This is a genomic window from Salinispora tropica CNB-440 (assembly GCF_000016425.1).
In the GTDB taxonomy this organism is placed as follows: Bacteria; Actinomycetota; Actinomycetes; order Mycobacteriales; family Micromonosporaceae; genus Micromonospora; species Micromonospora tropica.
Window position 1 is genome coordinate 2,336,394 of the sequence record NC_009380.1, and the last position, 22,343, is coordinate 2,358,736.

Annotated in this window: 17 protein-coding genes and 2 pseudogenes; 10 read left to right on the plus strand and 9 right to left on the minus strand. The window is 69.2% G+C overall.

Going from position 1 to position 22,343, the window contains the following annotated elements:
• Positions 1 to 116 precede the first annotated feature (116 nt).
• From STROP_RS10395 to STROP_RS10405, 3 genes and pseudogenes are all read right to left on the minus strand, one after another.
• Positions 117 to 1,922, minus strand: coding sequence for a choline/carnitine O-acyltransferase (locus tag STROP_RS10395; RefSeq protein WP_011905946.1), 1,806 nt, complete (start codon positions 1,920 to 1,922; stop codon positions 117 to 119).
• Between the two features lie 121 nt (positions 1,923 to 2,043).
• Entirely contained in the window at positions 2,044 to 2,886 is an 843-nt protein-coding gene (locus STROP_RS10400; RefSeq protein WP_011905947.1) for a HalD/BesD family halogenase, read from the minus strand.
• A 169-nt stretch (positions 2,887 to 3,055) separates the two neighbouring features.
• Positions 3,056 to 3,328 (minus strand): annotated as a pseudogene (locus STROP_RS10405) (hypothetical protein); the annotation flags it as partial.
• Between the two features lie 69 nt (positions 3,329 to 3,397).
• Between STROP_RS10405 and STROP_RS26440 the strand changes: the two are divergent.
• Positions 3,398 to 3,514 (plus strand): annotated as a pseudogene (locus STROP_RS26440) (ATP-binding cassette domain-containing protein); the annotation flags it as partial.
• Positions 3,515 to 3,677: 163 nt separating this feature from the next.
• On the opposite strand, the gene STROP_RS10410 reads toward STROP_RS26440, so the two are convergent.
• Entirely contained in the window at positions 3,678 to 5,168 is a 1,491-nt protein-coding gene (locus STROP_RS10410) for an MFS transporter (protein ID WP_011905949.1), read from the minus strand.
• A 115-nt stretch (positions 5,169 to 5,283) separates the two neighbouring features.
• Between STROP_RS10410 and STROP_RS10415 the strand changes: the two genes are divergently transcribed.
• From STROP_RS10415 to STROP_RS10430, 3 genes are all read left to right on the plus strand, one after another.
• Positions 5,284 to 5,880, plus strand: coding sequence for a TetR family transcriptional regulator C-terminal domain-containing protein (locus STROP_RS10415; protein WP_026274879.1), 597 nt, complete (start codon positions 5,284 to 5,286; stop codon positions 5,878 to 5,880).
• 593 nt (positions 5,881 to 6,473) lie between these two features.
• Complete coding sequence (locus tag STROP_RS10425) at positions 6,474 to 6,890, plus strand: cold-shock protein (RefSeq protein ID WP_028680492.1); 417 nt, start codon at positions 6,474 to 6,476, stop codon at positions 6,888 to 6,890.
• A 106-nt stretch (positions 6,891 to 6,996) separates the two neighbouring features.
• Positions 6,997 to 8,136: a beta clamp domain-containing protein gene (locus STROP_RS10430; RefSeq protein WP_028568660.1), complete on the plus strand. Its 1,140-nt coding sequence runs from the start codon at positions 6,997 to 6,999 to the stop codon at positions 8,134 to 8,136.
• 22 nt (positions 8,137 to 8,158) lie between these two features.
• On the opposite strand, the gene STROP_RS10435 is transcribed toward STROP_RS10430, so the two are convergent.
• Complete coding sequence (locus STROP_RS10435; protein WP_011905953.1) at positions 8,159 to 9,412, minus strand: MFS transporter; 1,254 nt, start codon at positions 9,410 to 9,412, stop codon at positions 8,159 to 8,161.
• Between the two features lie 100 nt (positions 9,413 to 9,512).
• On the opposite strand from STROP_RS10435, the gene STROP_RS10440 reads away from it, so the two are divergent.
• Both STROP_RS10440 and STROP_RS10445 read left to right on the plus strand, forming a co-directional pair.
• Positions 9,513 to 10,796, plus strand: a complete 1,284-nt coding sequence (locus STROP_RS10440; protein ID WP_028564148.1) for a VWA domain-containing protein — start codon at positions 9,513 to 9,515, stop codon at positions 10,794 to 10,796.
• Positions 10,796 to 11,569, plus strand: a complete 774-nt coding sequence (locus tag STROP_RS10445; protein WP_011905955.1) for a hypothetical protein — start codon at positions 10,796 to 10,798, stop codon at positions 11,567 to 11,569. Before STROP_RS10440 ends, STROP_RS10445 begins: the two co-directional genes overlap by 1 nt.
• Positions 11,570 to 11,634: 65 nt before the next feature.
• Here the strand turns inward: STROP_RS10445 and STROP_RS10450 are convergent, their stop codons facing one another.
• Positions 11,635 to 12,879 (minus strand): PucR family transcriptional regulator, encoded by a 1,245-nt coding sequence (locus tag STROP_RS10450; protein WP_011905956.1) that lies wholly within the window; start codon positions 12,877 to 12,879, stop codon positions 11,635 to 11,637.
• 86 nt (positions 12,880 to 12,965) lie between these two features.
• Between STROP_RS10450 and STROP_RS10455 the strand changes: the two genes are divergently transcribed.
• A complete protein-coding gene (locus tag STROP_RS10455) occupies positions 12,966 to 14,057 on the plus strand; it encodes a ferredoxin reductase (RefSeq protein WP_026274882.1) in 1,092 nt (363 codons plus the stop codon).
• A 15-nt stretch (positions 14,058 to 14,072) separates the two neighbouring features.
• Positions 14,073 to 15,215: a fatty acid desaturase family protein gene (locus STROP_RS10460; protein WP_011905958.1), complete on the plus strand. Its 1,143-nt coding sequence runs from the start codon at positions 14,073 to 14,075 to the stop codon at positions 15,213 to 15,215.
• A 31-nt stretch (positions 15,216 to 15,246) separates the two neighbouring features.
• On the opposite strand, the gene STROP_RS10465 is transcribed toward STROP_RS10460, so the two are convergent.
• The gene (locus STROP_RS10465; RefSeq protein WP_230582354.1) at positions 15,247 to 16,350 is read right to left on the minus strand and encodes a glycosyltransferase; all 1,104 of its coding nucleotides are present in this window, start codon (positions 16,348 to 16,350) and stop codon (positions 15,247 to 15,249) included.
• A 33-nt stretch (positions 16,351 to 16,383) separates the two neighbouring features.
• Positions 16,384 to 17,493 (minus strand): glycosyltransferase family 2 protein, encoded by a 1,110-nt coding sequence (locus tag STROP_RS10470; protein WP_011905960.1) that lies wholly within the window; start codon positions 17,491 to 17,493, stop codon positions 16,384 to 16,386.
• Between the two features lie 150 nt (positions 17,494 to 17,643).
• On the opposite strand from STROP_RS10470, the gene STROP_RS10475 reads away from it, so the two are divergent.
• Both STROP_RS10475 and STROP_RS10480 read left to right on the plus strand, forming a co-directional pair.
• A complete protein-coding gene (locus STROP_RS10475) occupies positions 17,644 to 18,987 on the plus strand; it encodes a glycosyltransferase family 4 protein (RefSeq protein ID WP_011905961.1) in 1,344 nt (447 codons plus the stop codon).
• The gene (locus tag STROP_RS10480; protein ID WP_011905962.1) at positions 18,984 to 20,546 is read left to right on the plus strand and encodes a glycosyltransferase family 2 protein; all 1,563 of its coding nucleotides are present in this window, start codon (positions 18,984 to 18,986) and stop codon (positions 20,544 to 20,546) included. Before STROP_RS10475 ends, STROP_RS10480 begins: the two co-directional genes overlap by 4 nt.
• Before the next feature lie 82 nt (positions 20,547 to 20,628).
• On the opposite strand, the gene STROP_RS10485 is transcribed toward STROP_RS10480, so the two are convergent.
• Positions 20,629 to 22,317, minus strand: coding sequence for a long-chain-fatty-acid--CoA ligase (locus STROP_RS10485; protein ID WP_011905963.1), 1,689 nt, complete (start codon positions 22,315 to 22,317; stop codon positions 20,629 to 20,631).
• Between the last annotated feature and the right edge of the window lie 26 nt (positions 22,318 to 22,343).

Consider the following 22,343-nt stretch of genomic DNA (forward strand, 5'->3'; position numbering starts at 1 on the left):
CTGCGGGTTGTCGAGTAGGTGAAACTTCTCGGTGAGGTGGACCTGCCGGCGGGAAACGCCGGCAGGTCCACCTCACCGAGCCCCGGAGGCAGGTGAGGAGGGTAGCCCGCGATCGGCTACTGCTCGTCGAGTAGGGCGCGCAGTTCATGCATCGCCTCGCGGAGCCGGTCGGCGAACGTGTGCATCATCTCGGCGACCGGGCGTGGGGTGCTGAGGTACAGGTGGAACCGGTCCGGCAGCAGCACGTAGGCGATGCCGATACAACGGCTGCTGGTGGCCCCGAACCCGAAGTAGCGGATAGTGGTCGACGGTGCCGAGCTGGTGCTCAGGTAGTCGTCGCGCATCGTGTGCCACCCCGGCGTCTCATAGAGTCGGGGCGATTCGGGCACGCCGAGTGCAGCCCCCCGCCGCTGCTGGATGAGCTGTAGCTCCCAGAGGTGCTGCTCCGGTGCGGCGCCGGCCTGACACTGCTTCGCCCGTTCGACATGTTTGGTGGCCGCGGCACGGAACGCCGCCCGTCGTTCGTTCGGAGCTGCGGTGGGATCGTCCATGACCGCGACGAACCGCAGCACCTCCGGCGTGACGACGCGCATCGCCTCCGTTCGTCCGCGCGAGTACTGGCGGGTGGCGATGGATTCGTACGTGGCTCCGGTGAACCCCTTGGCGCGCTTGTGTGCGAGCTGGTACCCCAACTGCACGAAGGCGTCTGGTGACATCCGTAGCCGCTTGACCTCGTCCACCCCGAACTCGTCGATGGACAGGGTCGCGGTGGCGGTGTCCGCGGCGAATCGGGCGAAGGACTGTGCCGCGGTGGCGATCTCGGCTTGCAGCCCGTCGTCGAGCACGAAGGTGACCGGCTCGATCGCTGGCACGCCCTGTGCCACCGCACCTGAGTGCGTGGCGTGCTCCTCCGGCGTGCCGGTGAGAATTGCGTCGACGAAGCTGAGAATGGTGGTGCCGTCCAGCTCGCAGTGTTCGACGTTGATGCCGGCCGTGCCGTCCGCGAAGACGATAAGCGACACCGCCTTGTCGAACCACCGGTTGCCGCTGTCGCCGTGGAGCAGTTGGTCGCAGGCCGCCAGGTCGTCGGCCGGGTCCAGGTCCTCCAGGCAGACGCAGAACAGCGCTGTCTCGATGGTCTCCAGTGCCACGGCGTTGCTGGTGTCACGTGCTATCAATCGCCGTCGGGCCGCCGCCCACTCGGCTCGGGCCATGGTGGTGAGATGGCCGGTCGCGGTGGTCATCGCCGCTGGCACGAGACCGGTCTTCTGCAACCCCCGTAGGCCCGCGGTCAGGTCGTCGAGGGAGTACGGGCGTCCGTCCGGACCGATCACGTCCATTCGGAAGGCGTTGCCGTGGCAGAACACCACGATGTGTCGCGCGGTTGCGGGGCCCGGCATCTCGTCGCTGTACGGCGCGCGGACGCTGTCCTGAACCGGCCCCGGGATGCGGGTGGTCGAGAAGAGAAATTTGTTCTGCTCCATTGACAGTGGCTGCCCGCGCGTGACGGCTGCCGGGATGCGCTCCGCGTCGAGCTGGATTTTGTAGTTGACGGTGGCGGCGATGAGCCGCACCGCGCGTTCTACCTGCGGGTCGGTGAACCCGCGCAGCGGCGTGTCGCGGAACAGGAAGAAGAAGTTGGCGTTCAACGCGATGCGGTCACGCCTGCCGAGATAGCGGGCTGGCCAGAAGTCGTCCAGCCAGCTGTGGGTAGCGGCGTCCTCGTTGTACCGCACCAGGTCGGCGTGGAGCTTCGGCCCCGGACCATCGGCCTGCCCGAACTCCTGCACCGCGGCCTCGGTGTCGGCGAATTCCTGCTCCGTCAGGAGCGGCTTGGACCACTCGAGGAACCGGGCGCAAGTGTCCTCCAGCGCGGGTAGCGGTACCGAGGATAGTTTGTCCTCGTTGTCGAACGTACTCACTCGGCCTCCTGGAAGTGTGCTGCTCGTCGGGCCGCTTTCGGGGCCATTGGTTGAGGTCAAAGGGTATGCCGTCGCAGGTCTTCCGGGCTGACCGAAACGCACTGGGTGGTGTTGACGAGTGCTAGTCCAGCAGCTGGTCGACGCGAACGGCATGACGCTCGGCGTCGCGGTGCGTGGGCAGGACTCGGCCGAAGAGCTGTCGCGTACGGGTGACACTGCCCGTCACGCCGGGGCGCTGGGAGTAGGCGAAGATCGCTGTGTGCCGGGCGGTGTCCCCGTGTACCGCGCTCACCCGGTGTAGCGCGTATCGTCCCTTGAACAGTTGGAGGTCACCGGGGCGCAGGGTCTGGGCCCGTACCGGTGCCCGATCTGTGCCGGTGAGCACCGAACGGACGGCGTCGAAGTTTTCCGCGCCCGCTGAACGGATGTTCGGGCAGTATTCGAAGACACCCCCCTCCTCCGGCTCCTGGGTCAGCAGACTGACGGTGAACTCGTTGAGGTCGAAGTGCCACGGATGCTCCATACCGGGTTGTACGACGTTGAGTACCAGGCCGGAGAGCGGGTCGGCGAGCTCGTGGAGCGCCGGGAGCTCGAAGCAGGCGGCGACGAAGCGTACGAACGACGGATCGCGGTAGAGCCGGTGGATGAGACTGTCGGTGGGGATCAGATCGCGCGGGACGAACGCGTTGCCACGTCGCATGATGATGCGGCCTGGGTGCTCAGCTGGCAGATCGGCATCGAGTTTTATGTTGTAGACGTTGGTTTCCGTAACGTCGTAGTACGCCGACGGGGCAACTGTGGTGCCTTCCCGTCGTAGCGTCTCCCAGCTACTCGGCCGAATGAACTCCGGCAGCACACTGCAACCGTGGGTGCGCAGGTCGGTGCGGGTTTTGGTGACGACGCGTTCCCATGCGTCGCTTCCGGGGGCGGCCAGTGGATAACGCGCGGTGTCCACGTCATGCATTTAGGCGATTCCCTTCTTCAATGGCGGCGACATGAAGAATTGCGGAATCCTAACAGGACTTGCCGGCGCGCAGCCTCATGTAGGTTACATTTTTCACAGCCGCACCAGAAGGGTCAGGTTGGCGAGAGCTCATGGTCTGGCCGGTGGGCTGGTGGGCCGGTACGTCGGTGGTGCAGAGCTCGCTGCCGGGTCGGGCGAAGGCACCCGCCCGGGCGGCGACGCTCACCTGGTGGGCCGAGCGTGCGGCGAGGTCGGCGTCGGCGAGGTCGGCGTCGGCGGGGGATCGGCGCAGGACGAGGGCGTGATAGAGCGGGCGGCTCCAGTCGTCGCTGGTCGCGCTCGCCAGGACATCGGCCAATAGGCCGCCGACGTCCCGCCCGCGTCGGTAGACCGTGGTCCGGTGTACGCCCGACCGGTCGGCCACGGCGTCCATGATCAGCATTCACCACGTGACCAAGCAGTCGGTCGCGAGCCGCGTCCGTAACGCGGAGCAAGCACTGCACCGTTCCCCGGTCGGCTGAAGCCCACCACACTGACCGTCGAGACGGGACAATGCCTGCTGATCTGCGGGCCGAACGGCGCCGGGAAGAGCACGCTGCTGCGGGTCCTCGCCAGTGACCTCGCCCCCCGCTGGCGGCCAACTGACCCGTCGTGGCCGGCTTCGCGAATGGGCGGCCCGGGTTCAGTCGAGGAGCAGATCCAGCCTGCACGAGCGCACCCTTCACCTCTCGCGTGGCCTGGTCGAGGAGTTGGAGGCGGTCCTCGAGGAGGACCGGGGCACCGCGGTGGTGTCAGTCATGACCGCCGGTTGCGCCGGCGTTGGTCCGGCGAGACCCGGGAACTGGCCTAGCGGAATCCTGGGCCGGTAGTGCGAACGCCACGACGGCGACGAGGGTCAGGATGAGGGCGGTGAACGCGAACGCCTGCGCGTAGCCGCTGACGAGATCGGTCTTGGCTGACGAATGCCGGCTGGTCAATGCGACTAAGGCGGTCAGACCAAGGGCGCCACCAAACTGTTTGGCGGTGTTCGTCAGCCCAGAGACTGCCCCGGCATCGGGGCCGGAGACACCAGAGGTCACCACCGCGGTCAGCGGCACGATGAGTAGCCCGCCGCCGATCGAGATGACGACGGCGGGGCCGAGTACGCCGGACAGATAGGTGCTGTGGACGGTGATCTGGCTCTGCCACCAGAAACCTGCCGCGGCGATGGCGGTTCCGACGATGACCAGGGTCCGGGCGGGGACGTGCCGCATCAGCCATGGGGCCACGCGCATTCCGACCAGCATCATCAGCAGGGTGTGTGGCACGAACCCGGCCCCGGTCTGTAGCGGGGTGAGTTCGAGTACCTGCTGCAGGTACAGGGTCAGGAAGTACCACAGCGGGATCTGGAAGCCTGCCCCGACCAACAGCATCAGCAGGTTGCCCAGCCAGATCGCCCTGGTTCGCAGCAGCCGCAGCGGCAGGAGCCGCGGTTCGGCGCCGCGTGCCTCGACCACGACGAAGGCGGCCAGGCAGACCAGGCCGGCTACCAACGCCGCTACGGCGGTCGGATCTCGTCGGCCGTGTGAGTAGCTGGCCGTGACGGCGTAGGTCACCGCGATCAGGGCGGTGGTGACCAGGGCGGCACCCGTGACGTCGAGACGGACGACCCGGTCACGTGGCCTCCCTTCGGCCAGCGCGGCAGCTGTTACGACAATGCAGAACATGCCGATCGGTACGTTGATCAGCAGGGTTGACCGCCAGGTCAGGTACTCGGTGAGGGCACCGCTGACAAGGTTGCCGACCGCGCCGCCGGCCAGGCTGACCGCGGTCCAGACCGCCAACGCACGGTTACGGGCGGGCCCATGCGGAAACGTCGTGGTGAGGATCGTCAGGGTGGCGGGTGCCAGCGCGGCGGCACCGAGGCCCTGGAACGCGCGGGCACCGACCAGCACGCCGGCGGTGGAGGCGATCCCGCCGACGAGACTCGCGGCGGTGAACAGCCCCAGTCCGGCGATGAAGACCAGCTTGCGTCCATACACATCGGATAGTCGGCCGCCCAACAAGAGAAAGCCTCCGAACACCAACGCGTAGGCGTTGGTCACCCACAGCAGGCCGGACGGTGACAGGGAGAGGGTCCGTTGGATGGACGGAAGTGCGATGTTGACCACTGATACGTCGAGCACCACCAGGAACTGCGCGGTGCAGGCCAGCAGGAGCGCCGCCCGGCCGGAGGAGGCCGCGTGCGGGGCGAGGCGTCGGACGTGCTGTGTGTACAGCTTGCCCCCGTCCCGCCACCCCACGATACCCTCAAATCAATGAGATCACATTGCTATGATGCATAAAGTAGTCTCGAATCAAGGTCTGGGCAACCTGAGTGGGAAAGGGAAGCGGTTGGCGACCGGTCGAACTCGAGGGGTGGGCTCCGAGCACGCGCATCGGCGCAACGAGATCGCCGATGCGGTGCTGGCCGTTGTCGCCGAACGTGGGCTGGCGGCCGTGTCCCTGGCCGCGGTGGCCGCTCAGGCCGGCGTATCGCCGGGCCGGGTCCAGCACTACTTCCCCACCAAGCGAGGGCTGATCGAGGCCGCCTTCGAGCGGGGTAACGCCCTGTCCAGCGGTCGGATTACCGCCAAGGCCAGCCCCGACGACCGGGACGTCAGCCGACGGCGCCTGCTCACCGTGGTGCTCACCGAGCTTATTCCGTACGACGCCACTACCCGGGCCCACCTGCGGGTACGCCAGTCATTCACCGCGGCGGCGCTGGCTGACGAGGCCATCGCCGCCCGCCTGCGCGTCGACTACGCCAATCTCCACGGCCAACTCGCCAACCTGCTCCGCGGCGACCAAGCCGCTGGCCACCTCCGTGCCCGGACCGACCCCGAGGAGGGGGCCGTAACCCTGGTGGCGCTCGCCGAAGGGCTGGCCTACTACGTGCTTATCGGCGTCTGTCCGGCCGAGGCCGCCCGGGATCAGGTGCTCGCCGCGATCTCCGAGGTCTACGCCGCGGCGTGAGGTGGGGTGCGGAGACGACGCGGCGGTTGCTCCACCGGCGGCCCGCCAAGACGGTCATGACGATCACCGTCGATTGCCTCGGGGGCCTTTTCAGCGACAGTTCCGTCCGACTCGGGGTGAACGGAACGTGCGACCGGCAAACCCACCTCGTCCACGCGAAACGTGGGATGACTCCGGCGCCGTACGGAGGCTCGGCAACTCCGGTGCTCGACACCCGGCAGTAGCCGGTCCCGTCGCGACCAGGCATTGCGTACCGGATCGCATCCCACTAGGACGCTCCTCTCGACCGGTACCGGATCTCCGCGAGCCGTGTTCGGACGGGCGCCGGTGACCATGGCGTACCGGGCCTGTGTGACCGAGCGATACCTGCCCCGGTGTGGCAGCGACCACCATGTTCTGCCGGTTCCCGTCAACAGGGAGCCGATCGTACCCGTGGGTCAGCGCTGCCGCTGCTGGCGTCTCCGGTGTCGCCGGAGCGCTCCGCTGACGTCCCGGTCCCGTCTCGGCGGCAGGGTCGCTAGGCTGGCAGCGCGTGGGACCCATCCGCGGGTTGCGCGTTTCGGGTGTTGGTGGTTGGTCCTTGTTGGGGGTTTCTGGTGGAAAAAGGGACAATTGTTCGGTTTGATGATGTTCGCGGCTACGGGTTTATCGCACCGTTCGGGGGTGGTGACGACGTCTTTGTGCACGCGAACGACTTCGGTGATCAGCGGCACGCAGTCGCTGCCGGCATGCGGGTGAGCTATGAAGTGGTGCAGTCCGAACGGGGTCTGAAAGTCGCGAGTGTGGTGCTGGAGACGGCTCCGGCCGCACCGAACCGTAGTGTGCCGAGTCGTCCGCAGCCCCTGTCCGACGAGGACGGTGAGTGTGACGTGTTGGCGGTGGAGCAGTTCGACAGCGCGGTGACTGAGCTGCTGCTGGCGAACGTGCCCACGATGACCGGTGCGCAGATCGTCGAGGCCCGTCGGGCGCTGGTCGCCATGGCGCGCCAGTATGGCTGGGTCGAGGACTGACCGCCGCGGGTAGCGGCCCGTGGTCCGCGCCCTCCGGGGTGGCAGTGGTTCGCTGCGTGCGGCGCGGGTAGTCGTCTGGTTACCGATCGGCTGCGACAATCCGGGGATGGATGACAGCGATCAGGGCATCGATCGTGCCGTAGCGGGCGCTGACTTCGTGGAGTGGAACTTCTCGATCATGGCGAGTGGTTCGCCGTGGCGCATTGAGGAGGGGATGACGCAACTGCTCGCCCATCAGGGTGCGGAGGGGTTCGGGCCGTCCCTGGCTGTCGCGGCGCGCGAGGATGCCCGGGTCATCCAGGAGTTGGGTCGGCGAAAGACGCCGACGGCGATGGCGGCGCTGCGGGCGTTCCAGGCGATGAGTCCGGTCGACACTCAGCGGGAACTGGCCGGGCTGCACGCCGACCGGCTTGTTCGACAGGGCGTCCCGGACCCGTCCTGGGCGTCCACGATCGGCCGGGTGCGGGTGGAGGGCTGCTGGTGGGCGCACGACCCCTTCGACGAGACCGCCTTCGTGCTGTGCGTCTTCTCCTACGACGGCGACGATGAGCACGGCATTCTGGCAATGATCGACCTCGCGGTGGACGGTGGCCTGTTTCGGGAGCTGACCCTCGGCATGGACGTTGAGGTGCTGCGGGATGTCCTGCGCCGCGCTGACGGTGTCGATGGTCTGGTCACCGAGCCGGTTGACCCGGCGTATGCCCGGCGTTTGTTCGAAGACGCGGTCGTCACCTCGGACGAGGTGCTGGAAGATCGGGACTACCAGCCGAATCCGGCGCCGGCCGTGTACCGGAAGATGCGGGCGCTGACCCTGGCCCGGGCCCGGGCGTTGAGCATCGCCGCCGCGCCACCGGACCCGCTGCCCGACAGCGTGGATGTCGAACTCATGAAGCGAGCGTTCCTCGCCTCCAGTTTCGGCGCCAAGCTGCCCGGGGGCGACGCGACGAGCCAGGCGGTGGACCTCTTCGTCGAGCAGCTCACCGATCGGGCTTGCTGCCATCCGATGCGACTCGGCCCGCGCCGGGTTATGGCCGCCTTGGGCCTGCCAGGTCTGACGCGAGACGCCATCGGTGATCCGGATGTCAGTGACATTCTTCTGGATGTTGTCCAGGCGTGGGCTGCCTGGACCGCGGCCGAACGCGGCCTGTCCCGAGACGCCACCGAACGGCTCCAACGGGCGTGTGAGCAGGCGTGTGCGCGCCTGCGCTCTACCGGATCCGGGGGGACGGCCGCGCACCTGGCCTGATCTGGCTGGCCGTGACCTCCGTTCAACGTTGACGTACGCCGAGGCTACGCGCCGTCGTCGTGACGATCGCGAGGGCGAATAGGACCGACGAGTATAGCAGCACGGTCGGGACGGCACCCAGCCACTGGACCAACACCCCGGCGAGAGCGGGGGCTGTCGGTAGCAGGATCCCACTGAGGAAGTGCACGGCGGCGCTCGCCCTTCCCTGGAGGGTTGAATCGACGTGCGTGAGTATGTAGCCGATGATCGAAGCGTTGGCTGCGGGTCCGAGGAAGAAGGCCAGCGCGCCGATGACACCGATGAGATACGCGGAGTGGACCACGGCCAGCAGCGGAGTCACCATCGCCGCAACCCACCCGAACGCGGTGATCAGCGTCCGTGGCTGGAAACGCGCGACCAGTCGGGGCGCCGCCAGCGCGCCTATCAGCCCACCCGTGCTCGTTATCGAGAACAGCAGTCCCGTGGCGGCCGGACCCGCACCGTGGCGCTCCGCCAGTAGGAGACAGACCAGGCCGATCGACTGAAAGACGAAGGTGACACCGGCGAACCAGAGCACCGCGCCCCGAACGAACCGCTCCTGCCACAGCCATCGCAGACCGGCGCTTACGAAGCCACGGCTTGGGTGCGGGGCACGATTCCCACCGGTGGTGCTGAGGGGGCGTCGGATCAGGGTCAGCCCTACCGCGGAGGCGAGGTAGGACACGGCATCGATCAGGAACGGCACCACGCGGCCGGCACTGAAGAGTATGCCCCCGAGGGCAGGTCCGATCAGCGTCGCGAGATGCGTGCGGGATTCGTACCGGGCGGCGGCCTGGGTCACCTGCTCGCTCGCCACGACGAACCGTAGTGCTGCCGTCTCGGCGGGTTGAAAGCAACTACTCAGGGCCGCTTCCACGATCGCCACAATGGCGATGTGGATGAAGGTGATCTGGTCGATAGTGCCAGCGATGACCAGGCTGCTCAGTGCCAGCGCGCGTCCCAGATCTGCCGCGATCATGAGAAGTCGTCGGTCGCGTCGATCTGCCAGGGATCCTGCCGGGAGTCGACACACCACAGCGGTGATGGCAGCGATTGACGCGACGGCTCCCGCGTGTGCTGCCGATCCGGTGATGGTCAGCGTCAGCAGGACGAAGCCCACCGAGGAGACGGCACTACCCAGAGCGGAGATTGACTGGCTCACCCAGAGGATGACGAAGTCACGGTTTTGGGAGAGCGGGCGTACCGGCGGAGCGCAGGTCGGCTTGTGGTGCTTTCGACCGAGCGATGGATCAATCACGTCACCCGACGCTAGGCACAGGCCTGATTGGACGCATGCGTGATCTGTATCACGTAACCCCCCTCATTGTCCGATGTGGAGCTGTCCTAGACTGCCGTCGATGATCAAGACGAGACGATTGGCGGCAGCCCTCGTCGGGCTGCTGGCAGCGAGCGTGATGACTGGTCCGGTGCCGGCCCTCGCGGACTGGGAGACCCCGGTCGAGCCGCCGAAGGTCGAGCTGGTCCTCGACGTCAGCGGATCGATGCGGGCCACCGACATCGACGGGCGGAGCCGAATCTCGGTCGCCCAGCAGGCGTTCAACGAGGTGGTGGACGCGCTGCCGGATGAGACTGAACTGGGAATCCGGGTCCTCGGTGCCACCTATCCGGGTGACGACAAGGAGCAGGGCTGCCAGGACACCCAACAGATCGTGCCGGTCGGACCGGTCGATCGGGTGCAGGCAAAGGCAGCGGTGGCGACGCTTCGTCCGACGGGTTACACGCCGGTCGGACTGGCGCTGCGCTCGGCCGCCGAGGATCTCGGTACGGGTAGCACCGCCCGGCGGATCGTGCTGATTACCGACGGCGAGGACACCTGCGCCCCACCAGACCCCTGTGAGGTGGCCCGAGAGCTGGCTGCGCAGGGGACGAAGCTGGTCGTGGACACCCTCGGCCTGGCCCCGGACGAGAAGGTGCGTCAGCAACTGCTCTGCATCGCCGGGGCCACTGGTGGCACGTACACCGCGGCGCAGAGCGCGGACGAACTGACCGGGCGGATCAAGCAACTGGTCGACCGGGCCCGGGACACGCACACGGCCACGCCGGCCGTGGTCGCCGGTACCTCGGTCTGTGCCGACGCCCCGCTACTCGGCGCCGGCGTCTACAGCGACCGGGAGAAGTTCTCGGAGCACCGCTGGTATCGGGTGCCGGTGTATCCCGGGCAGGAGCTGCGCGCCTCTGTCAGTGTGGCGTTGGACCGGCCGGTCAACCCCGACCATGCGGTGCTGCTGCGGGCGGTGGCCACCGACGGTCGGGAACTGGTGCGTGGCGTGGACGCCGGTAGCGGCCGGACCGATGTCGTCTCCGCCGGTCTGCGTTGGTCGGCGGGGGAGCAGCCGGAGGATGGGCCCTCCCCAACCCCGTCGACTACCACCGACGCCGAAGCCACCATCGTCTGTCTCGTGGTGAGTAACGCCTTCGCACCCCAGCCGGGGACCCAGATGTCGCCGGGTATGCCGGTTGAGTTGACCGTGGACATGGTCGTGTCCTCGCCTGCTCCGGCTGCCCCGGATCTCGGTCGTGGCTGGGTGCTGCTCGTCCTGCTGACCGGGGTTGGTCTGCTGGCAGGACTGGCGTCCGGGGTGCTCACCCGGTGGTGGGTAACGACCTGGAGGGAGAAGTGATGCGGGTCCGGTCAATCCAGGGTGGGTCTGTCCTGGCCGCTGTCGGCCTGGCCCTGCTGGTCTCACCCGGGGCGGCCTGGGCCACCCCGACGCCATCACCGGGGGCGACACCGGTCACCCGAGCAGGGACCTCCTTTTTGACCGCCACCGATATCGCCGCCGGGCAGCCGGTGCGGGTGGACGCCGCTACCGGCGACTACCTGTACTGGTCGTTCCCGGCCGTGGCCGGCGAGCGTCATGAGATCACCGCGACCGTGTCGTTGCCCAAGCAGCGTAGTGGCGAGTCGACGTGGACCGTGGAGGTCTTCGACGGGCTGCGGCGACGTCAGGCCTGCACCGCCGGAGCCCAGACGCCGACGGCTACCGCCGAGGCCGAGAGCGTCTCGCTCGGTTGCACCCTGCGGCAGGTGCGCTCCTGGGCTGAGCCGTGGTCGGCCGATCCGCTGCCGGGGACGTACTACGTCCGGCTCTCGGTGGCCGAGCTGCCGGAGGAAGATCTTGGCCTCCCGATCGAGGTGGAGCTACTGGTCGGCGCGCTGGGTGAGGGGTCCCGCGACGACGGCGTACTGGCGGAGCCGTTGGTGCTGCCCACCGAGGCCGGCACCCTACTCGAGGCCGCTCCGACGGAGCCGGCCGAGGGCGACGACGACGGCTTCTTCGGTTGGCTGCCCGAGCTCGGCTCGCGCTGGGTCTGGAGCACGGTCGGCGGCATCCTCGCCGCGGTGGCTGGTGTCGTCGGTTTCGGTCTGACCCGGCGCCCCCGCCGTCGGTGACGATGACGATGACGATACTGGGCTGACCGGCACCGGGTACGCGGTGGCCGCGTACCCGGTGCCGGTCAGTCCTGCGGCGGCAGCTCCTTGACGCTGCTGCGGCGTGGGAAGGCCAGGGCCAGGGTCAGGTCGAGCACGGTGGCCGGATCGGTGAGCCGGTCCCCGTACAGTTCGCGCAGCTGGCCCATTCGGTAGCGCACGGTCTGCGGGTGCACGAAGAGGTCGGCGGCGACATCGTCGCGCCGGCCGTGGTGCAGCAGCCAGGAGCGCAGGGTCTCGGTCAACCGGTCGGCGGTGGTGGGTGGCAGTGCCGCCAGCGGCGCCAGCACCTGCGCGCGCAGGTCCGCCAGGCCCTCCGGGTCGTGGCTGAGTAGCAGCTCGGCGAGGTGGGCTTCGGTGTCCAGAGGCGCGCCGACGTCGTCCGGACGCAGACCCAGGGCGAGCGCCCGGGTGGTCCGCTGCCAGGAGTGGGCGACCTGGGTCCAGGGCCGGGCCGGGCCGAGTACCGCCCGTCGGCCGCGTAGCAGCCGGGCAAGCTGCCGCCGCCGGTCGCCGTGGGCATCCGGGACGAGAAGTCCGGCGGTCTCGTCGTCGGGCCCGCGGCCGGGCAGGTCGTCGGCGCTCTCCAGGGTCTGCGCGGGCAGTAGCTTGAGTGCCGGGCGTAGGTTCGACCGGGGCAGCAGCACGGCGGTGAGGGTCTGCGGCGGTGGCCAGTCAGCCCGTTCCGCGCTGCGCAGCAGTACTTCTTCGTCGGCTCCGGTGATCAGCTGCTGGGTGAGTCGTTCCAGATTGCGGCGGCGGATCAGTCTGGTACTGGCCAGCTCGTCGGCGTGTCCGGCGACGCTGGCGGCGGAGAGCTCATCGATGTAGGCGAACATCAGCTCGGCGAACTCGGCTACCGTGGCGGCCGGAAGCTGTCCGCGCACGGCGATGGTGGACATCTCCCGCCAGGAAACCCGGGCACCCACCCGGTATGCGGCGAGTAGCGCGTCCACGCTGCGGCCGGAGCGGGCCTCGCCACTGCCGAGCGCGTACGCGGCCTCGACGGCGGGGACGAGTGGGGTGCTCGGGTCGGCTCCATAGGAGCGTTCGACGAGTTGTAGAAAGGTGCCGAGGGCGATCCGTACGGCATTTTCGATCTTGTCCCGCATCTGCCCGGTGAGGGTGCCGGAGTAGCTGGGTACCTCGGCGGTGATCGCGGTGACGGTGCGCTCGGCGAGCAGGGCGAGTCGGTCGCGGAGCTCCGCGGCAACCCGATCGTCCAGGTCCAGCCCGGCCGCACGCCGGGTTGCCTCGGACCGCTCGGCCACAACCTTGTTCCCTTCGTATAAATTCGCGGCTCGGGTTCACCTTCCCAAGTCAAGATTTTATGCCAGTGTGCCGCGACGATCGGGTTATGACCACCACCGTCCAGCGCCCGTCCGCGCCGGCGTCCCTGCGTCGCGGGTTTCTGCGGCTCGCCGCGGCGGTCACCACCCCGTTGCTGCCCGACGACTACCTCGACCTGATCGCCCCGCTGCGCGCCGGCACCGACCTGCGGGGCCGGATCGTTGAGGTGCGTCCGGAGACCCCGGACGCCGCCACCGTCGTGATCCAGCCGGGACGAGACTGGCAGGGGCACCGCCCCGGCCAGTACGTCCGGCTCGGCGTGGATGTCAACGGCGTGCGGCAGTGGCGGGCCTACTCGGTGACCTCCGCTCCGGGAGACCGCCACGACCCGATCACGATCACCGTCAAGGCGATCCCGGACGGCCTGGTCAGCAACCATCTGGTGCGGCACGCTCAGCCCGGCACGATTGTGCAGCTTGACCAGGCACAGGGCGACTTCGTGCTGCCGGCCACACCGCCGGCGCGGGTGTTGTTGGTGACCGCGGGCAGCGGAATCACCCCGGTCATGGGGATGCTGCGCAGCGGGGCCCTCACGGGGTCGGATGTCACCCTGGTGCATTCGGCGCCCACCGCGGCGGATGTGATCTTCGGTGGGGCGCTGCGGGAGCTGGCCGGCGCCGGCGCGCTCCGGCTGGTGGAGCGGCACACCAGGGATGACGGCCAGCTCAGCCTCGCCGACCTGGCCGCGCTGGTGCCGGACCATCTCGAGCGGGAAACCTGGGCGTGCGGCCCGGCCGGGCTCCTCGACGCCCTGACCGCGCACTGGACCGCGGTCGGCCGGGGCGAGCGACTGCACACCGAGCAGTTCCGGCCGACCACCATCTCACCGGGCGAGGGCGGCACCGTCACCTTCGGCCGCAGCGGTGTGACCGTCGCCGCCGACGGCAGTACCCCGCTGCTGGAGGCGGGGGAGGCGGCTGGGGTGCTCATGCCGTCGGGCTGCCGCATGGGCATCTGCTACGGCTGCGTCCTGCCACTGCGCCAGGGCGCCGTCCGTGACCTGCGCAACGGGTCGCTCACCACGGCGGTTCCCGGCGACGGTGTTCTCGTCCAGACCTGCGTGTCGGCCGCCGCCGGCCCCTGCGACCTCGACCACTGATTCCGGAGTACCGACGTGACCGTCATACAACGCAAGCCCGTCAACCCGATCGCTCACCTCACTGCTGAAGACATCGAGGTGATCGGGAAGGAACTCGACGCGATCCGGGACCGGGTGATGGCCGACCTGGGGGAGCGGGACGCCCGCTACATTCGCCGGCTCATTCGGACGCAGCGGGGCCTGGAACTGGGCAGTCGGGCGGTGCTGCTCTTCTCGCTGTTCCCGCCGGCGTGGATTGTCGGAACGGCCGGCCTGTCGGTCGCCAAGATCCTGGAGAACATGGAGATCGGGCACAACATCCTGCACGGTCAGTGGGACTGGATGCGGGACCCGAAGATTCACTCCACGACCTGGGAGTGGGACCACGTCTCCCCGGCCGAGCAGTGGAAGCACTCCCACAACGAGCTGCACCATCGCTACACCAACGTGATCGGCAAGGACAACGACCTCGGGTACGGCATCATGCGGGTCGACGAGGACCAGCGGTGGTACCCGCTCTACCTGGGGCAGCCGTTGTGGAACCTGATCAACGCCTGCTTCTTCGAGTACGGCATCGCCGCGTACGACCTGGAACTGGGGCGCAACCTGAAGAAGGGCCGGCACCGGGATCCGGCGTTCCGGGCCCGGGCCCGGGCGGTCGGCCGCAAGATCCGCCGGCAGGTCCTGAAGGACTACGTGCTGCACCCGCTGCTGTCCGGGCCGTCGTTTCTGAGCACGCTCGCCGCGACCTTCACCGCGAACCTGGTCCGTAACCTGTGGAGCCACTCCGTGATCATGTGTGGGCACTTCCCGGAGGGCGTGGAGACCTTCGAGAAGACCTCAATCGAGGGGGAGACCCGCGGCGAGTGGTACCTGCGACAGATGCTCGGCTCGGCGAACATCAGCGGTAGCCGGTTGCTGCACATCATGTCCGGTAACCTCTCCCACCAGATCGAGCACCACCTCTTCCCGGATCTGCCGAGCAACCGCTACCGGGAGGTCGTCCCGGAGGTTCGGGCGTTGTTCGACCGGTACGGCCTGAAGTACACCACGGGATCGCTGCCCCGGCAGGTCTTCTCCGCCTGGAAGAAGGTCGTCCGGCTGTCGCTGCCCGACCGCCGGCCGCGCGACCGGGCCAGCAACCGGCCGGCACCGGCGCTGCGTACGTCTGGTGCCTGAGCTGGCCTTGGTCAGGCCGGACCGTCGATGGTCACGGGGGCGGAGGAGCTCCCGCGACCTGGGCGTAGAGCTGTTCCAGCCGCTGGGTCTGCCGGCGCAGGTCGAAGTGCTCCACAACGTGTCGGCGGCCCGCCTGACCGAGCTGCTCGCGCAGCGTGTCGTTGTCGAGCAGCCGGCCGATGTTCGCCGCCAGCGCCACGCGGTCGCCCTCGGCGCCGAGTAGCCCGGTCGTGCCGTGGACGACCGCTTCCGGGATGCCGCTGTGGTACGTCGCCACCACCGGCAGACCGGCGCTCGCCGCCTCCAGAATGGTGGTGGGCAGCCCTTCCGAATCGCCGTCTGGCGCCGTCCGGGACGGTGCGGCCAGCAGCCGCGCGGCGGCCAGGTGCCGGCGCACCACCGCCGGTGGCTGCGATCCACAGAACGTGGCGTTGAGGCCGAGTTCGGCGGCGCGCGTCCGCAACGGTGCCGCGAGTGGCCCATCGCCGATGAACAGCGCGCGGGGTCGTCGGGGGCGGAGCAGCCCCAGCGCCTCGACCAGGTCGTCGACCCCCTTCTTCGCGACGAGTCGTCCGACGAAGGCGACATCCCACTCCCGCCTGGTCGCCGCGGGCGGGGGCGGGATCGGTACGCCGATGTGGTGCACGTGGACCTTCGCCGGGTCAGCCCCGAGGCTGACGGCGCGGTCCCGGATGAACCCACTGACGGCGACGACCAGGGCCGCCCGGTCAAACGCCGCCCGGAGGTTGCGTCGCTGACGGGCTCCACGTAGGCCGGGGAGCGCGGGCTGGCGGGTGACATCCTGACCGTGCACGGTAATGACCAGGGGAATGCCGAGTTCAGCGGTCGTTCGGCTGATCAGCCACCCGTCCCCGCCGAAGTGGGCGTGTACCAGCGCCGGGCGTAGCTGCCGCAGCAAGTGGGTGAGTCGGGGTGACCGGCCGGACACCTTCAGCGCGAGTAGGTCCCGCCGGTCTCGCCGCGCACTGCCGTACGCCACCGTGTCGGTGTCGCGGGACAACGCCGAGGGGACTCGCACCGCGCCGAGGTAGCTGGGCCGCCAGGTGGTCAGCGCGTCGGCCTGGTTCCGAATGAACGTCTCCGAGCCCGGTAGCAGGTGGCTGCGCCAGATCACGACGTGGGGCGAGGGCTGGGCTGACGGCACGGCTCAGGGGTTCTGGGACGCGGCGGCGCCGGTCCGGTTGGGCTCGGCTGGTCTGGGCGCGGTATCGGCGGCTGGGGTCTGGGCGGGCGCCGACACCCGTCGCCGAGCCAGGATGTGGTCGCGCAGAGTGTGCCGAAGCTGGGGTGGGATAAGCCAGATCTGCAGGTACGTCAGGTAGTCGAGAAGACCCGGCCGACCATGTCGCCGAGCATCGGCAAGAACAGTGCGAAACACGTGCGGATCGCGGGTGGTGGCCGCCATCGAGCCGATGATACTGAGCGCGATCGCCGCGTACGCCCGAGGGGTCACCAGGGTGCGGATCGAGCGCAACCAGTCGAGCTGTGCCTTCCACGGGGAGGAGAGGCTGATTCGGGGCCGGTCCTCATCCTGGTGCCAGAGCACCAGTGGCTCAGTGGCCATGACGAGGCGTACGTCGTCGTGCGCGAGGGCGCGCAGCGTCCAGTCCAGCTCCTGCTGACGGCGGAGGCCCACCGTGAACGGCACGCGTCGCAGCAACGCGGTCGAAGCCAGGATCGTCGAGGTCTGGATGAATCCGTCGCCGTGAAAGAGGCCCCGGCGTACGGTCAGGTACTCGCAGATCGGCTCGTCCGGCTCCGGGAGGCGCCGTGGCAGGACGAACTCGGCTCGGGGGGTGCGGTTGACCAGCCGGCTCGCGACGATCGGCGCGGGTACCGTGGCGGTCCTGGCGAGCCGGAGCTGGACCTCGAGCTTGTGGGGCAGCCACTCGTCGTCGTCGTCAAGGAACGCCGTCCACTCGGCGCGGGCCGCCGCGACGCCGACGTTGCGCGCGTTCGGCGCGCCGGCCCGCTCAGTCAGCGGAAGGACATGTAGGCGCGGGTCCCGCAGCGCGGCGAGCGCGGCGAGCGTTCCGGCGTCCGCACCGTCGACCACGACGATGACCTCGATGGTGGTGACGGACTGATTGAGGGCGCTCTGGACCGCCCGAGTCACCAAGGCCGGCCGGTCGCACGTCGGGATGACCACGCTGACATCAGGTGTACGCGACATTAAGTACCGCCTACGTATCGATAACGGCTTTTCATCACGGGCCAGCGGAAAGCCGGCCCGGGTATCCGGTGGGGCCTTGTGCATGACCTAAACGGCTCCGGGGAAACCACAGCTGCATTCAGCATGGCCAGCAGGTATACGGCGGGGAATAGGTTGTGCCGCGCCGAGTTCGCCGGTCAAGATGCCGTACGCTCTCCGGGCGTCTGCCGACCGGAAAGAATCGGAGAATCATTCGTGCATTGCGACGGTGTCGCCGCGGCTGGCCGTGGTCGGGTGGTCATGCTCGTGGACAACAGCATCGACGGCGACTCCCGTGTGCAGAAGGCTGCCCGCTCGGCAGCTGACGCGGGCTGGGACGTCACCCTGCTGGGCTGTGGCGACACCGCGCGGGAGGGACAACTTGGTACCGCTACCGTCCGCGTGCTGGCGATGCCCCGCCCCGCCGCGCGGTCCGGGGTCCGGCAGCGCCTCGTCGCCCGCGGTGGAGCGCTACTGCGGGTGGCGCGACTGCTTCGTCGGCCGTCGGAGTACGTCCAGGTGCTGCTCTGGCACGCGATCTCCGGCGACCGGGCGTGGCGGCGGCTCGAGCCGGGGCTGTGGACGTACGAACGGGTGTTCGGTCCGGTGGTTGACGCGGTGGCGCCGGACCTGATCCACGCCCACGACTTCCGGATGCTCGGCGTCGCCGCCCGGGCCGTGGAGCGGGCGGAGGCGGTGGGCCGGCAGGTGAGGCTGGTGTGGGACGCGCACGAGTGGTTGGCCGGTGCTCGACCACGCCGCGACAACGTGCGGTGGCTGCCGGCCCATCTCGCGTACCTGCGGGAGTACGTGCCACGCGTTGACGGCGTGGTCACCGTCTCGGCTGCCCTGGCCGACCTGCTCCGCAGCGAGTACCGGCTGGCCGAGGAACCGACCGTACTGCTCAACGCCCCGGCGGTGGCGGACCCGCCACCGCCGGACGTGCCGGACCTGCGGGCCCGGTGCGGAGTCGGGCCGGAGACCCCCCTGCTGGTGTACAGCGGGGCACTTGCCGAGCAACGGGGAGTGGGAACGGTGATCGAGGCGTTGCCGCGTCTTCCCGATGTCCACCTTGCGCTGGTGGTCGGTGACGTGAGCGCGCCGTACCTGCGGCAGCTGTTGGATGTCGCTGCGCGGCTGGGCGTGGCCGACCGGGTGCACCCCCAGCCGTACGTGCCGCACCAGCAGGTGAGCGCCTTCCTCAGCGCCGCCGACGTGGGGCTGATCCCGCTGCACCACTGGCCGAACCACGAGATCGCCTTGATCACAAAGTTCTTCGAGTACGCCCACGCCCGGCTGCCCATTGTGGTCAGCGACGTGCAGACGATGGCCGACACCGTCCGCGCTACCGGCCAGGGCGAGGTGTTCCGGGCGCGGGACGTCGGTGACCTCGTCCGCGCCGTGCAGGCGGTGCTCGCCGAACCGCAACGGTATCGCCGAAGCTACGACGGGCCGGACTCGCCCCTGGTTGACTGGACCTGGGAGGCGCAAGTAGACCGCCTCGACGCCCTCTACCGCCGGTTGCTGAGCCCGACCGTCGAGTCCGTGGAGACGTCGTGAGTACGCCGGACGTGAGCGTGGTGGTCCCGGTCTTCAACACCATGCCCTACCTGACCTCGTGCCTGGACTCGATCGTCGCCCAGACGATCGGGCTGGACCGGTTGCAGATCGTGGCCGTGGACGACGGTTCCACCGACGGGAGTGGCGCCGTACTGGACCGGTACGCCGCCCGCTACCCCGGCGTGTTCACCACGATCCACCAGGCCAACTCCGGCGGACCCGCCAGCCCCTGCAACCGGGCGCTCGACGTCGCCACCGGGCGCTACGTGTTCTTCGTCGGCGCGGACGACCGACTCGGCCCGGAGGCCCTCGACCGGCTGGTCCGGTCCGCCGACGAGTGGGGCTCCGATGTCGTGCTGGGCAAGGTGGTCGGCGTCAACAGTCGCCACATCTACCAGGACATCTTCGTGGCGAACCAGGTCGATGTCGACCTGTTCGACTCGCCCCTGCCGCGATCGTTGGCCAACACCAAACTGTTTCGTCGCGAGCTGCTGGAACGGCATCGGATCCGCTACCCGGAGGACCTGCCGATCGCCAGCGATCTGCCCTTCACCCTGGCGGCCTGCTACCGGGCACGGCGCATCTCGGTGCTGGCCGACTACGAGTTCTACTATGCCGTCCGCCGGATGAGCGCCACCAATATCACCTATCTGAGCCGGCACCTGGACCGGTTGCGGGCTGTCGAGAAGACCACTGGCTTCGTCGTCGACCTCATCGGCCCCGGCAAGCAACGCGACGTGGTCCTGGCCCGGCGTTTCGACCACGAGATCGCCAAGCTGCTCGAGGACGACCTGTTACGGCTGGACCGCGGCGTCCAGCAGCAGGTGCATGACGGCGTCGGGCGCCTGGTCGCCAAGCACCTGACCAAGGAGATCGCCGCCGAGCTGAACGCCGAGACCCAGATCCGGCTGGCGTTGACCCGCGACGCAACCCTCGACGACCTGCTGGCCGTCATTCGGCAGGACGCCCGCGGCGGGATACCGCCCACCATCGTGGCGGACGGCCGGCGATACGCCGCGTACCCGGGCTTTCGTGCTGGCGTACCCGATGCCTGCTTCGACGTGACCGCCAACCCGGACTGGAGCGCGAAGCTCGCCGTTACCGCCGTTTCCTGGGAAACCGGCGGCGTGCTGACGTTGACCGCCTGGACGCCCGCCCCACAGCTACCGCCGATCACGGTGAGCGCCGAGGAGATCCGCGCCACCACAGAACTGGTCGCCTCCGATTCCAACGGGACCGCGCTGCGGATTCGGTTCCGCGCAGCTGACCTGCTCGCCGCCACCGGAACCGCCGGCCGCCGCCGGGCGGTGTCGGCTCAGGTCGGCACCTTCGATCCCGGACGGGCACAGGGCCTCAACCAGGCGACCGGCGCAGCCGGCTCGATGGCGCTGCGCGCGCCCCGGTTGCGGGTCACCGCACCACTGCTGCGCCGCCGTGGCGCCCGACCCTACGTGGTGACGCCGGTCCTTGACGACTCCGGCCGGTTGATGATCTCCGTGGTGCCGGTGACGCGGCATCGGGTCGCCGCCCAGCTTCGGCGGCTGCTGCGTCGGCGTTAGGGCAGGGTCCCCGGGGCCCTGCCCCTGCCGATGCGGCTACAGCGGGGTCAACCGGGCATCGGGTCGGTCGGCCGGCGTCCGGTCAGACGGCGAGCAGCCGGTCGCGGACCTCCCGCCGCAGCACCTTGCCGATCTGTGAGCGGGGCAGGTCGTCGACCACCACCACCCGGCGCGGCACCTTGTACGCGGTCAGCTGCTCCCGGCACCTGGCCCGGATGCCCGCCTCGTCGATGGTGCAGTCCGAGTGCAGTACCACCGCGGCGACAACCTCCTCGCGCCCAGCGGTGCCGGGTAGACCGACCGCCGCGGCGTCGCGGACCCCGGGGATCTGCCGCAGCACCTCCTCCACCTCGGACGGGTAGACGTTGAACCCACCAGTAATGATCAGTTCTTTGATCCGGTCAACGACCCGTACGAAGCCGTCCGAGTTCATCTCCACGATGTCCCCGGTCCGAAGCCAACCGCCGGGCAGTAGCACCGCCGCTGTCTCCTCCGGCCGGCACCAGTACCCGGCGAAGACCTGCGGCCCGCTGATCAGCAACTCGCCCGCCTCGCCGGGGGCGCGGTCCCGGGCCGGGTCCTCCGGGTCGACGATACGGATGTTGGTGGCGGGGAACGGGATGCCCACCGTGCCGGGTTGCCGGGCCGTGGACACCGGGTTCCCCAACGCCACCGGGGAGGTCTCGGTCAGCCCGTACCCCTCGACCAGCAGCCCGCCGGTCACCGACTCCCACAGCCCCACAATGGCCGGGGGCAGTGACATCGCCCCGGAGATGGCGTACCGGATGGAGGTCAGCTCGACCCCACGTTCCCGGGCGGCGACGGCGAGCTTCTCGTAGATCGGTGGCACCGCCGGCAGGAATGTCGGTGGGCGGCGACGCATCGCCTTGAGGGTCTCGTCCACGTCGAAGCGGGGCAGCAGCACCAGGGTCGCGCCGATGTTGACCGAGAAGGTCAGGCAGAGCGTCAGCCCATACGCGTGGAACAGTGGTAGCACGCCGTACACGGTCTCGGCGCCGTCGCGGAGGCCCGGCACCCACGCGCGGCCCTGCGCCGCGTTGACGCGCAGGTTGCGGTGGGTGAGGATCGCGCCCTTCGGGGTGCCGGTGGTGCCGCCGGTGTACTGCAACAGCGCGGTGTCGTCCGGCCCCGGTGCGGGGTGGTCGGCGGCCAGCGGCCCGCTGTCTGCCAGCAGGCGCTCCCAGGCCAGTGTGCCCGGCGCGGGAGCGGTGATCGCGGCGCGAGCGGTGCGGGCTCGGGGCAGCGGCAGCCGCAGCGCCCAGCGCTTGAGCCGGGGCAGCGCCGCGCTGAGGTCGACTGCGACAACCGTTTCGACCTTGGTGGTGCTGGCGGTGCGGTGGACCAGCGGGGCGATCTTGGACCAAACCACGGCGATTCGGGCGCCGTGGTCGGCGAGCTGGTGGGCGAGCTCCTGTTCGGTGTAGAGCGGGTTGTGCTCGACCACGACCGCACCGAGTCTGAGCACCGCATAGAAGGCCACCACGTGTTGCGGGCAGTTCGGCAGGACCAGTGCGACTCGGTCTCCCTGGCTGACGCCGAGGCGGCGCAGCACCTCGGCTGCCCGGTCCACCTGTGCCGCCAGATCGCGGTAGCTGGTGGTGGCGCCGAAGAAGTCCAGTGCGGTCCGGTCGCCGAACCGGTGAACGGCCTCCTGTAGCAGGTCTACCAGGGACTCGTCGGTCGGAGCGATGGTTGTCGGCACGCCCGGTGCGTAGCTACGCAGCCACGGCCGCTCGGCGCTCAGGTTCATGGTGTCCGTCCTCCCCACGTTTACCT